At 52.6% G+C, this 13,361-nt stretch carries 10 protein-coding genes; 7 read left to right on the forward strand and 3 right to left on the reverse strand.

Translation table 11 applies throughout. The features are described from left to right. Positions 1-11: 11 nt before the first annotated feature. Both mfd and KO503_RS02910 read right to left on the reverse strand, forming a co-directional pair. Positions 12-3,476: a transcription-repair coupling factor gene (gene mfd, locus KO503_RS02905; RefSeq protein ID WP_215990101.1), complete on the reverse strand. Its 3,465-nt coding sequence runs from the start codon at positions 3,474-3,476 to the stop codon at positions 12-14. 16 nt (positions 3,477-3,492) lie between these two features. Then, entirely contained in the window at positions 3,493-4,020 is a 528-nt protein-coding gene (locus KO503_RS02910) for a component of SufBCD complex (protein WP_215990102.1), read from the reverse strand. 151 nt (positions 4,021-4,171) lie between these two features. Here KO503_RS02910 and hemB point away from each other — a divergent pair, with 151 nt between their 5' ends. Both hemB and KO503_RS02920 read left to right on the forward strand, forming a co-directional pair. Continuing rightward, positions 4,172-5,170: a porphobilinogen synthase gene (gene hemB / locus KO503_RS02915; RefSeq protein ID WP_215990103.1), complete on the forward strand. Its 999-nt coding sequence runs from the start codon at positions 4,172-4,174 to the stop codon at positions 5,168-5,170. Positions 5,171-5,356: 186 nt separating this feature from the next. Next, positions 5,357-5,950, forward strand: coding sequence for a YSC84-related protein (locus KO503_RS02920; protein ID WP_215990104.1), 594 nt, complete (start codon positions 5,357-5,359; stop codon positions 5,948-5,950). A 78-nt stretch (positions 5,951-6,028) separates the two neighbouring features. On the opposite strand, the gene KO503_RS02925 is transcribed toward KO503_RS02920, so the two are convergent. Further along, entirely contained in the window at positions 6,029-7,141 is a 1,113-nt protein-coding gene (locus KO503_RS02925; protein WP_215990105.1) for a Ppx/GppA phosphatase family protein, read from the reverse strand. A 235-nt stretch (positions 7,142-7,376) separates the two neighbouring features. On the opposite strand from KO503_RS02925, the gene KO503_RS02930 reads away from it, so the two are divergent. The 5 genes from KO503_RS02930 to KO503_RS02950 all read left to right on the forward strand — a co-directional run bounded on the left by KO503_RS02930 (position 7,377) and on the right by KO503_RS02950 (position 13,328). Then, entirely contained in the window at positions 7,377-7,682 is a 306-nt protein-coding gene (locus KO503_RS02930; protein WP_215990106.1) for a virulence factor, read from the forward strand. Positions 7,683-7,743: 61 nt separating this feature from the next. Then, positions 7,744-8,733 (forward strand): methyltetrahydrofolate cobalamin methyltransferase, encoded by a 990-nt coding sequence (locus tag KO503_RS02935; RefSeq protein ID WP_215990107.1) that lies wholly within the window; start codon positions 7,744-7,746, stop codon positions 8,731-8,733. A 21-nt stretch (positions 8,734-8,754) separates the two neighbouring features. Continuing rightward, positions 8,755-9,321 carry a pseudouridine synthase gene (locus tag KO503_RS02940; RefSeq protein WP_215990108.1) on the forward strand — a complete coding sequence of 189 codons (567 nt, stop codon included), beginning with the start codon at positions 8,755-8,757 and terminating at the stop codon, positions 9,319-9,321. A gap of 19 nt (positions 9,322-9,340) precedes the next feature. Further along, a complete protein-coding gene (locus KO503_RS02945; RefSeq protein WP_215990109.1) occupies positions 9,341-11,404 on the forward strand; it encodes an ASKHA domain-containing protein in 2,064 nt (687 codons plus the stop codon). A 916-nt stretch (positions 11,405-12,320) separates the two neighbouring features. Continuing rightward, on the forward strand, positions 12,321-13,328 hold the full coding sequence (locus KO503_RS02950) for an ABC transporter substrate-binding protein (RefSeq protein WP_215990110.1): 1,008 nt from the start codon (positions 12,321-12,323) through the stop codon (positions 13,326-13,328). Positions 13,329-13,361: the final 33 nt, after the last annotated feature.

Below are 13,361 nucleotides of genomic sequence, written 5' to 3' on the forward strand. Positions count from 1 at the left end.
CTTTGAGCAGACTATTTCGACACTTCTTTGGCATATTTTGCCAGATCTTGTGCAATTGAATAAGCGCCTTTGATTTTATCGCTGTCACGCTTCCAGTCACGACGCACGATGATCTTGTTGTCCTTGACCTTAGCCAGACCTTTTTGCGCCTGAATAAAGCTCACCAGACCAACAGGACTTGCATATTTGTCGTTGTGGAATTGAATGGTCACGCCCTTTGGGCCTCCGTCAAGGCGGGCTATGCCAGCGTCGCGGCATTTTTCTTTGATCCTAACAATCACCAGCAAAGTGTTGACCTCTTTGGGTAATTTCCCAAACCGATCGATCAATTCTGCGGCGAAACCTTCCAGCTCAACCTTGGTACGCAAACCAGAAAGCCTGCGGTACAATCCAAGACGCACGTCCAAATCAGGCACATAAGTATCAGGGATCAATACCGGCACGCCCAAGTTGATCTGCGGCGCCCATTGGCCGTCATCATCAAAATCAACAGCCTCGTCACCCGATTTGATCTTGGCAATCGCCTCTTCCAGTAGGTTTTGATAAAGCTCAAACCCGACCTCTTTGACTTGACCGGATTGCTCTTCGCCGACCAAATTCCCAGCACCGCGGATATCAAGATCTTGAGAGGCCAGTGTAAATCCAGCACCCAATGTATCCAGACTTCCCAAAACCCTCAGTCGCTTTTCGGCTGTAGCCGTCAAAGGCGCGCGTGGTTTTGTGGTTAAATAGGCATAGGCACGGGTTTTCGCACGACCAACACGACCACGAATTTGATACAATTGCGCCAAGCCGAACATGTCGGCGCGGTGAATGATCATTGTGTTGGCCGTCGGAATATCAATGCCACTTTCAACAATGGTGGTCGCCAAAAGCACATCATATTTTCCATCGTAAAAGGCATTCATCCGATCATCAAGCTCGCCCGCAGCCAACTGCCCGTGACCAACAACAAAGCTGACTTCTGGCACTTCTTTACGCAAGAACTCTTCAATTTCGGGAATATCCTTAATGCGCGGCACCACGAAAAAGGACTGCCCGCCGCGATAATGTTCACGCAACAAGGCTTCGCGCAGCGTCACCGTATCAAATTCAGACACATAAGTGCGGATCGACAGACGGTCGACAGGCGGCGTGCCAATGATCGACAAATCACGCACACCAGTGAGCGACATTTGTAATGTACGCGGGATCGGAGTCGCAGAAAGCGTCAAGACATGGATATTTGTTTTCAATGACTTGAGGCGCTCTTTATGCGTGACACCAAAGCGCTGTTCTTCGTCGACAATCGTCAAGCCAATATTGTGGAATTTCACATTCTTGGCCAAAACCGCATGGGTGCCAACAACGATATCAACTTCACCTGAGGCAATTCCAGCCCGCGTCAGTGCCATGTCTTTGGTCGACACAAAACGCGACATTGGCCGTACGTTGATCGGGAAACCACGGAACCGTTCCGCAAAAGATCTATAATGCTGACGCGCCAGCAATGTTGTCGGCGCGATCATTGCCACCTGAACGCCGCACATTGCCGCAATAAAGGCCGCACGCATCGCCACTTCGGTTTTGCCAAAGCCCACATCGCCACAAATTAGGCGATCCATCGGACGCCCCGCTTCGAAATCATCAAGCACATCTTCGATGGCACGCAACTGATCTTCGGTCTCGGAATAGGGAAAACGCGCACAAAAAGCTTCCCACATATCATCGGGCGGCAACATGATCGGCGCTTTGCGCAGATGGCGTTCGGCAGCGATACGAATGAGTTTTTCGGCAACCTCGCGGATGCGTTCTTTCATGCGTGACTTTTTGGCCTGCCAAGCCCCGCCACCAAGACGATCCAACATGCCTTCGTCATGGCCATAACGGCTTAAAAGCTCAATATTTTCAACAGGAAGGTACAGACGGTCCCCGCCTGCATATTCAAGCAGCAAGCATTCATGCGCAGCCCCAAGCGCCGAAACAACTTCAAGCCCTTGATAAATCCCAACGCCATGCTCAACATGAACGATCAAATCGCCAACAGACATGCTGGAATGCTCTGTCAGGAAGTTTTCAGCGCGCTTTTTGCGGTTTGGACGGCGAATAAGCCGATCCCCAAGCACATCTTGCTCGGAAATAACCGTGACGCGTCCCGCATCGACCTTAGCCTCGAACCCTTCGTCCAACGGCCAAATGGCCAAATAGACGCCACCGATCCCCTCGGGCACATCGCGCCAATCGCCAATTTCAACGGCACCGTTGAGATCTTGATCTTGCAAAAGCGTCGAAATTCGATCTCGCGCACCTTCTGACCAAGAGGCAACAATCACCTGACCCTCTTTGCGTTTTACATTAATATGCTGCGCCAAGCTATCGAAAAGATTCACATTTTCAAGTTGCCTTTCGGGTGAAAAACTCCGCCCGATAAAGCCACCAGCATCGATGACACCCAATCCCGTTGGTTGCGGCAAAGCATGGAACTGTAGCACGCGGCGGCCTTCGATTTCGGCCTCCCAAGCGGCATCATTGAGATACAAAAGCTCAGGCGGACAGGGTTTGTAAACACTATCCATACGGCCCTTGCTCTTCAGCGCTTCTGCACGGTTTTCGTACTGATCCTGAATGCCTTCCCAACGTGAAAGACGTGCCGCAGTTGACTGATCATCAAGAGAAATTGTCGCTTTGGGAGCGTAATCCAATAAGGTCTCAAGCTGCGCGTGGAAATAGGGCAACCAATGCTCTAGCCCCGCATGTTTTTTACCGGCAGAAACCGCTTCATACACAGGATCATCCGATCCGGCAGAGCCAAATTCAATTCTGTAATTTTGACGAAAACGCGTGATCGAGGCTTCATCCAAAATCACTTCAGACACAGGCGTAAAAGTGATTTCTTTCAAGCTTGTCGTTGTGCGCTGATTGCTTGGATCAAACCTGCGTAAACCATCAAGTTCGTCGCCAAAGAAATCTAGCCGAACTGGCAAGTCTTGCCCTGGTGCAAACACATCAATGATACCGCCACGGATCGCATAATCGCCAGGTTCCACCACCGTCGGCGCTTGCGTAAAGCCCATACGCACCAAAAAGGCTCGCAAATTGGCCTCGTTGATCCGCTCGCCAACACGTGCTGTAAATGCAGCCTCAGCCAAAGTGCTGCGCGCCGGTACACGCTGGGTTGCGGCCGCTAAAGTCGTCAACAGTACAAATCGCTTGGGGGCGGCACCATGCGCGAGAGCGGCCAAGGTTGCCATCCGATGCGCCGAGATGTCAGAATTGGGTGACATCCGATCAAATGGTAGACAATCCCAAGCGGGAAAATCCAGAACAGGCATGTCAGGCGCGAAAAACCGCAAGGCTGTGCGCATTGCCGCAAGTCGTTTGTCATCACGCGCAATATGAATGACAGGGCCATCTGATTTGGCAACTTCGCGTGCCAACAGATAGGCGTCAAAACCTTCGGGCGCGCCGCCAACTTGAATATGGTTGCTGTTGCTCATGAATGCTTTCCGCGTGTTATCCGCCCAAGGGGCCCGTCACGATATTTTGGAACATGCCCCACATCGCCGTTATGAAAATAGAAATCATACCAATCAATTGAATAATGAACCTATGGCGTCGCAGAACAAAGAACAGCGCATCGCCCACGGGATGTTCATCTCTAACTTTCAAAGCCGTCTTGATATTTATCAGCCCGACGAGGCTCATAGGCAGGGCCATTAAGAAAATCGCCTGGGCAAATTCAACCCCGTAAAACACGCCCAAGGCAAACAGGGTGGTCAAAGCCGTACAGGCAAAGCCAACCATGAACAAACCAGACACTTCTGCAATGTTTAAAATGCGCCCCACATTGATGCGCACCAAAACTTCAAGATCCTGCATTTTATGATCGCCATCTTTTGCAGCGCGCTGCGCAAAGTCGAAAGGCACTCCTAACACATAGTGAGAGGCGGTGGACCACAGGACCGCCAAAGCGATCCAGTACCACAGGTTCGAAAAAGACCGCATATCGATCACTTCTAAAATGGTTTGGTAGAGGTTCAAAACGGCAATTCTTTCTGATCGTTAAGCGTGTTTTTAGCAGCTAGCGCGACTTTATGCTGCGGTTGCGGCGATTCCTACCCTTGATGAGAGGTAAAATCCATGCCACCTCATACAATACAATATATCTGTGACTTACACCAAAGGACAGCCAATGCCCCGCACCCTTGCTCCCTACCCTTTGACACGCCTGCGCCGCACCCGCAAAATGGAATCTTTGCGCGGCTTGGTGCGTGAAAATGCCCTTGAGGTGCAAGATTTGATTTGGCCGGTTTTCGTACAAGAGGGTGACAATATGCGCACGCCGATTGTGTCCATGCCGGGCGTTGATCGGCTAACTGTAGATTTACTGGTCAAGCCCGCTGCTGAGGCTTATGCATTGGGCATCCCTGCTATTTGCCTTTTTCCTTATATAGAGCAAGACCTTAAGACCGAAGACTGCAGCGGCGCTTGGGACCCTGATAATTTGGTGAACCGCGCCATTCGTGCGATAAAAGCGGCAGTTCCTGAACTTGCGATCATGACAGATGTGGCGCTTGATCCTTACAACATCAACGGCCACGATGGATACGTTGTGAATGGTGAGATCGTCAATGACTTGACGGTCGAAGCTTTGGTGAAAATGGCTGTGGCGCAGGCTGATGCTGGCGCAGACATCATCGGCCCGTCTGACATGATGGACGGACGCATTGGCGCCATTCGCCGTGCGTTAGAGGTGGCAGGTCACAGCAATGTGACCATCATGTCCTATTCGGCCAAATATGCCTCGGCCTTTTACGGACCGTTTCGCGATGCTGTTGGGGCCTCTGGTGCGCTCAAGGGCGACAAAAAGACATATCAAATGGACCCTGCAAATGCAGATGAGGCCCTGCGCCTGATCGAGCGCGATTTGATGGAAGGCGCTGACATGGTCATGGTCAAGCCGGGGCTGCCCTATTTGGATATTTGCCGGTCAGTCAAAGATCGTTTCGGCGTGCCAACCTTCGCCTATCAAGTGTCAGGCGAATACGCGATGATCGCTGCCGCCGCTCAAAATGGTTGGATTGATCGCGAAAAAGCTATGCTGGAAAGCTTGATGTGCTTTAAGCGTGCGGGCTGTAATGGGATTTTAACCTATTTCGCCCCTGACGTGGCGCGACTTTTGGCGAAATAGGCTCGGATATCGAGGCAAATCATCCTGAAAACAGGGGAATATCTGCCGAACTTCGCCCAAATGTCGATTGGACGATGACAAAGCCTGTGTACTCGCTGTATTCTGTCAACAAAGAGGCCAAAGAGCCTTATTCATCAGGATACAGTGTCGCCAACGCAGGCACCAAAATTAAAAAAGGGCAGCTCCATGATCAAACCATTGGCGCAGACGAATAAGTCAACACCATCAAAGGCCAACCGCCGTACATTCATGATCGGCTTGGGCGCAACAAGCCTGCTAACCGCTTGTAACAATGGGCTAAGTGGGAATGGCGGTCCGCGTATCGACGCGCGTGCGGATTCATCGCTACAATACCTTTACAACACCTACCCCAATACCAAAGATTTGCGTGAGAAATCTGTTGGTATGCTGGTGATGCCACTGGTGACCGAGGCGGGCTTTGGCCTTGGCGGCTCTTACGGGCGCGGTGTTTTGCGCGTTAATGATGTTACCGTTGACTATTACTCTTCGACACAAGCTTCAATCGGCCTTCAAATTGGGGCCCAACAATACGCGCATGTGCTGTTTTTCATGACCAATGATGCCTTGCAAACATTCCGCGGCTCACCAGGCTGGGCTGCTGGCGCAGATATCGAATATGCGCTTAACAATCGGGGGGAAAACTTGTCGGCTGAGACGACGACCTCTCTGTCTCCCGTGATTGCTGTGGTCTTTGGTCAAGCTGGACTGATTGCAGGCGCCACAGTGGAAGGCACGAAATACACGCGCATCATTCCATAGAATTATTTCTATATTTTACTTTAAAACGCCCCACTTACGGGGCGTTTTTTATGTGATGCATTCCAAACGTTATCTAGACTATGGAACCGTTTCTTCCAAAACGCCATCCATGCTCATTTGCGCATACAGCAACCCTTCGCGCAGCCCACGATCAGCCACAGACAAGCGGTCTGTCGGCCAAATCCGCAACAGCGCCTGTAAGATAGCAGAGCCAGACATGATCAATTCTTGCCGATCCCGCCCAATACGCGGGTCACGACGGCGCCCTTCTGGTCCAAGATCAAGATAGTCACGGATCACGCGATCAATCTGTTCTGACGTCATACGCAAGCCATCGACCTTATTGCGATCATAACGCCGCAAGCCCAAATGTGAGGCAGCAACGGTGGTGACAGTCCCAGAAGTCCCGATGATCTGAAATCCCTCGCGGCAGGCATCATTGGCATAGGGCGCAAAACTGGCCAGTTTTTCCTCAAACAGCCAAGACATCAGCGCGAAACGCGCAGAATCGTCTTCGACATCACGGAACTGATCTTTCAATGTCGCGACCCCCAAGGGCACAGATATCCAATCGACGACTTTTGCGTGTGGGAAAGGGCTGTCCGCATTATGAAATCCACGGTGCAACCGCATGATCGCGCGCGGACGCTCGATACGTGGCACAGAGGAAAGATCAATCCAAACCAACTCGGTCGAGCCACCACCAATATCCACGACCAATAGCTGATCCGTCTTGGTAGACACCAAAGGCGCGCAAGAAATCACCGCAAGGCGCGCTTCTTCTTCGGGTTTGATGATTTCCAGATCTATCCCGACCTCGCGGCGCACAGCGCGTAAGAAGTCACGAGAATTTCGAGCACGGCGACAAGCTTCGGTCGCCACAAGGCGCATCCGCTTAACATCATGTTTCTCAAGTTTTTTCTTGCAGACCTTCAAGGCTTGTAAGGTGCGCGAAATAGAAGACCGAGACAAACGCCCCGTCTGTTCCAATCCAGCGCCAAGCTGGACGGATTTCGAAAAACTATCCACCACATGAAACTGACTGCCTTTGGGTTGGGCAATCAACATGCGGCACGAATTTGTGCCAAGATCCAGCGCGGCATAAAGCTGCGCCGGGTCGACTATTGCAGGTGCGAGAGGCTCGACCGCTTTGGGGAACACGCCCGCACCATTGGGACGCTTGGGCGCCATATCACACGCCCTCCATTTTGAGTTGGTTTGATCTTATGCGCAAAATCCCGCCCGCTGCAAGCCTAGTAAACCATTCAAGTCTTCACCTTTTTCGTGATCTGCACTGCTTGATCCCGCTTTCACTCATAACCTTCTTGAGAATTTTTCCAGCCACACAGGCATTCACGGGTCTGGCGCAGCTCCGCCCTTTTCTTTAAGCCTTGGCGCCAACGCAATCCTATGTTTGAGGCCCCCTATGTCTGAGCTTACAATTATCTATTGGCGCGACATCCCCGCACAAGTCCGCGTGGGCCGTGGTCGCAAAGCCGCCCGCGCAGTTTTGCCAGAACGGTTCGAACAAGCCATAGACCGTGTTGCCATGCGCATTGGCGCCACGGATGGCGATGCTTATATGGCCGAATGGCGTGATGTATCTGGTGGAACGGTAGAGGGCGATCTTCAAGCTGCCGCAGATGCCAAAGCCACAGAGCTTGATGCGATTTTTGACAAAGAGACGCTGAAAACCCTCATAGACAATGACGGCGTTGCGCCAACTGCGTAATCGCCTGTAAATAGATTTGGCCCAGACCTGCGGCCAGCAGCCCCCTATAAGGACGACCCACATGACCCGCACTGTGATTGAGAGCAAAACAAAAACCGTCGTGATTGGCTTTGACGAGCCGTTTTGCGTGATCGGTGAACGTATCAACCCGACAGGGCGTAAAAAACTGGCCGCTGAATTAGAGGTTGGCGATTTTTCCACAGTCGAGCGCGACGCGTTGGAACAGGTTTTATGTGGCGCGAATATCCTTGATATCAACTCAGGCGCTGTGTTTTCCAACAAAATGGCCGAAGACCCCCGTTATGCGGACAACAACTTTGTGGAACCGCCCTTGATGCGCGAATTGATTGCGCGGGTTCAAGCGATTGTAGACGTGCCTTTGTGTATCGACAGCTCTGTGCCCGCCGCCTTGGAAGCAGGACTTGAAGCCTCAGAAGGCCGCCCGCTTTTGAACTCTGTGACCGGCGAAGAAGAGCGCTTGGAATTGGTTTTGCCATTGGTGAAAAAATACAACGTACCTGTTGTGGCCATCTCAAACGATGACACCGGCATTTCCGAAGACCCCGATGTTCGCTTTGCAGTCGCCAAAAAGATCGTCGAACGCGCCGCTGACTTTGGCATTCCGGCCCATGACATCGTGGTTGATCCGCTGGTGATGCCGATCGGCGCGATGCGCACGGCTGGTCAACAAGTGTTCACTTTGGTGCGGCGTCTGCGTGAAGAATTGGGCGTCAACACCACTTGCGGTGCTTCAAACGTGTCCTTTGGTTTGCCACAACGTCACGGTATCAACGCAGCGTTTTTGCCAATGGCCATCGGCGCGGGCATGACCTCTGCGATTATGAACCCTGTGCGTTTGCAAGAAATGGAAGCCATCCGCGCGGCCAATTTGTTGATGAACCACGACCCTGATGGCAGTCAATGGATCGGCTTTAGCCGCATCATGGATGCTGTGGCAGCCGGTGCGTCCTTTGCTGATGCAGCCAAAGACGCCGCGACGGGTGGCGGCTCTGGCGGTGGACGTCGCGGTGGCGGACGACGTCGCCGTTAATTGACCTAAAAGGATATTGATATGGCGCGTTTGATCGCACTGAACAAACCTTTCGATGTGCTCTCGCAGTTCACCGATAAAGGCACCGAGGGCACTAAGCGCGCCACCTTATCTGATTTCGTCAAAGTGCCTGCGGTTTATCCCGCAGGGCGGCTTGATCGAGACTCTGAGGGGCTTTTACTGCTCACAGATGACGGACAACTACAGGCAAAGATTTCGAATCCGAAGAACAAGATGGCCAAAACCTATTTGGCTCAAGTTGAGGGCGAGATCTCGGACGCAGCCATAGATCATCTGCGCCGCGGCGTTGAGTTGAAAGACGGTTTGACCCGTCCTGCCAAAGCGCGGCGGGTGGCTGAACCCAAAATGCTATGGGAGCGCACTCCGCCTGTGCGCTACCGAAAATCTGTCCCCGACAGCTGGTTGGAATTGACCATCTCAGAGGGCAAAAACCGCCAAGTGCGCCGCATGACCGCCCATGTTGGCTTTCCGACTTTGCGTTTGATCCGTGTCGCAATCGGTCCGTGGACCATTGCGGGCCTGAAAAATGGCGAGTGGCGCGACCTCGACCCGAATGATTTGAAATAGACCCCGAAAAGAGATTCCCATGAGCGACGCGTCCCAAGACAGTCAAAATGCGCAAGACCCATTGGTGATTTTCACCCCGTCTGGCAAGCGTGGCCGTGTGCCAAGCGGCACATCCGTCTTGGCAGCGGCACGTCAGCTTGGCGTGGATTTGGATTCCGTCTGTGGCGGTCGCGGCGTCTGTTCGAAATGTCAGGTGCAGCCCTCGTTCGGAGATCATTCCAAACATGGCATCACTGCCGGTGAGGACGCTCTGACTGAATTTAACGCCGTGGAAGAACGCTATGATCGCGTGCGGGGCCTAAAAACGGGCCGTCGTTTGGGCTGTCAGGCTTGCGTCACAGGCGATGTCGTTTTGGACGTACCGCCCGAGAGCCAAGTTCACAAACAAGTGGTGCGCAAAGCCGCCACAACGCGCCATATCGAAATGGACCCAGCAACGCGGCTTTACTACATTGAGGTGGCTGAGGCCGATATGCACGACCCATCTGGCGACTGGGAACGCACTAAAATCGCATTGAAAAACCAGTTTGATCTCGACGGCATCACCCTGCCCTTTGCCCTGCTCGCATTGTTGCAAAAAGCACTGTTGGACGGTAAAAACAACGCCACTTTGGCCATTCACACCGCGCGCGCTGGGGCTGCGAAAGTTGTTGGCATTTGGCCTGAATTTGCGGAGCCTGATCTTTACGGTCTCGCGGTTGATTTGGGGTCCACCACGATTGCGGCGCATTTGACCAATTTGGTGACCGGCGAAGTCAAAGCCTCTGGCGGTGTTATGAACCCGCAAATTCGCTTTGGCGAAGACCTGATGTCGCGCGTGTCTTATGCGATGATGAATGAAGGCGGCTCGGCCGATATGACGACTGCTGTGCGCGATGCGATGAATACGCTGGCGCAAGATTTGACCACGCAGGCCGGTCTGGCTGTCACCGATATTTACGAGACCGTGGTCGTGATGAACCCTGTGATGCATCACCTGCTTTTGGGGCTTGATCCGATCCCGCTGGGCCAAGCGCCTTTTGCTTTGGCGACCTCGTCTGCTATGGATCTGTCAGCCAGTGACATAGGTCTGAATTTCGCCCCCCAATCGCAGATCTATATTTTGCCGCTGATCGCGGGGCATGTCGGGGCTGATGCGGCCGCTGTGGCCTTGTCTGAGGCCCCACAAAACGTTGATCCGCTAACGCTGATCGTCGATGTTGGCACCAATGCCGAGATCATTTTGGGCAATAAAACCCGCGTATTGGCCTGTTCATCCCCCACAGGCCCCGCTTTTGAAGGGGCGCAGATTTCCAGTGGTCAACGTGCCGCCCCCGGTGCGATTGAACGTGTCGAGATTGATCCCATCACCAAAGACCCACGCTTCAAGGTGATTGGCTGTGATCTATGGTCAACGGACCCAGACTTTGCCGTGCAAACTGCCACCACGGGCGTCACGGGTATTTGTGGGTCGGGCATTATCGAAGCTGTCGCAGAAATGCGTATGGCTGGGATTGTGGATGCTGGCGGTTTGATCGGGTCCGCCGCGCAAACCGGCACAGAGCGCTGTCGTCCAACGGGGCGCACCCACGCCTATTTGTTGATGGATGGCTCTGCCGAAGGCGGGCCAGTGATTGAGGTCACTCAAGGTGACATCCGCGCCATTCAGCTCGCAAAATCAGCGCTTTACGCTGGTGCGCGTTTGTTGATGGATGAATTCGGCACAGACACCGTTGATCGTGTTGTGCTGGCAGGTGCATTTGGTGCGCATATTTCCCCCAAACACGCGATGGTGTTGGGCATGATCCCTGATTGTGAGCTTGATCAAGTCGTCTCTGCCGGCAACGCCGCAGGCACAGGCGCGCAAATCGCGCTGCTGAATGTTGCCGCACGGCGCGAGGTCGAGGCCTTGGTGCATCAAATCACCAAAGTCGAAACCGCAATTGAGCCGCGGTTCCAAGAACACTTTGTCGAGGCCAATGCCATCCCCCATGCGACAGCGCCGTTCACGGGTCTGCGCGCTTTGGTATCTTTACCAGAGGTATCGTTCAATGCGGGCGGCGGTGAAGGTGGTCGCGGCACAGGCAGACGTCGGCGTCGGTAAATCTAGGCAACCAAAATGGGTATCGATGTGCACCGACCTATTTCAAAGCCCCATGAAAAAACGAGCCAGACCCCCTGATAAAGCATAAAAAGACAATTCCACCCTGAAGTAAGTGCCCCTTAGGTTGGCTTTTGCCACCCCATTGGGATGTGATTGACTTGCACCTGTTCGAACCATCGACCTTTGCCATAGTAGGCAGTCATTTCTAATTTTTGCTATTCATAACAATGGCATTTTTGATTTCTTTGTTCATTTTGGTTCATTTCTGTCACGGTAAATTAGGCTCAAGTTTTGGAACTATCTGGAAATAAAATGCATCTGCGCAAATCAGTTTTTGCGTGCAGCTTTAAGACGCGAGCCTTGCGTCACTTATACGCCGCAATAAAAATCGCCATATTTGAAGATACTAACACAGAGCAGGTCATCAAAAACGAAACGAAAAAAGTGTTGGATTTGGTGGCAACTGATGGATGACCATATCAATCACTCCCCAAATAACGTCCACCACAACGACTTGTGTCATCAAGCGTCAAAACAATGCGGGGAAAGTTTGAGCCAATGACCGCTTTTCCAACCGCAGCTGAAATATTCGGCTTGAACAGTTGCAAGCCGGATATCGGCGACGGGCTGTTTTACGAATTAGAGGACCAAGTATTCATGTTCATCAGCTCTTTTTAGAAAAAAGGCCCGCAGCAAGTATCGCAAATCTGGATTGGATTTGAAGTTCTGGTTTACGCCTTGCAGACTTAACGCATCGCCAAAAAATCAGGCACATCTGCGCTTTACGGTTAATATTTGCGCGCACAAGCAAGTCCCGTTACGTGCGAAGCGGCCTTATCTGGGAACTTCACCAGTATTGTTGTCCAAATCATACTCATACGAGTAAAAAACTTACTCTGAAACTGAAGGATAAACGATGTTCTTTAATAAAGCACTGCCAGCAGCGCTGATCGCTGTACTTGGCACTCCACTGTTGGCGGAAACCGACATTCCATTCGCGTTGGATTGGAAATTCGAAGGACCATCCGCGCCCTACTTTCACGCCTTGGATGCGGGATATTTTTCCGACGCTGATTTGAACGTCACGATCAGTGAAGGCGCTGGATCTTTGGACGCAATTCCAAAGGTTGCAACAGGTGCGTTCCCCATCGGATTTGCCGACATCAATTCACTGATGCGCTTTCTCGACCAGAACCCTGACGCGCCTGTGACAGCTGTGATGATGGTTTATGACAAGCCACCCTTCGCCATCATTGGACGTGAGTCCCTTGGCGTAACGGAACCGTCCGACCTTGAGGGTAAAGTCCTTGGCGCACCGCCCCCCGACGGCGCATGGGCACAGTTCCCCATCTTTGCCTCTGAAACCGGTATCGATGTCGATGCCATCACGGTCGAACCTGTGGGCTTCCCCACGCGCGAACCGATGCTGGCCGAAGGCAATGTTGCCGCAATCACAGGATTTTCGTTTTCATCCACGCTGAACCTAAAACGTCTGGGCGTACCTGAAGACGACATTTCAGTGATGCTAATGGCCGATTATGGTGTCGACCTTTATGGCAACGCCATTATCGTCAACACAGACTTCGCCGAAGCAAACCCCGAAGTGGTCACAGCCTTTCTTGGCGCGGTCGCGATGGGCTGGAAAGATGCCATAGCCACACCTGATGCGGCCATCGCGGCCCTGATGGAACGCAACCCTGCCGCCGACGCCGACCTTGAAACCGAGCGTTTGCAAATGGCAATCGATGGGAACGTCCTGACCGACTACGTGATGGAAAACGGCATCGGTGGCATTGATACTGACCGCATGGCCAACGCGATTGAGCAAACTAAATCGGTTTACGAGTTCCAAACGGAACCTGATGCCGCTCTGTATTTTGATGACAGCTACTTGCCGGATGACGGCAGCCTGATGTTGAAATAGCAAAAAACGGGGTCGCCACTTTGGCGGCCCCAT

The organism is Pacificibacter marinus (assembly GCF_018860505.1).
Taxonomy (GTDB): domain Bacteria; phylum Pseudomonadota; class Alphaproteobacteria; order Rhodobacterales; family Rhodobacteraceae; genus Celeribacter; species Celeribacter marinus_B.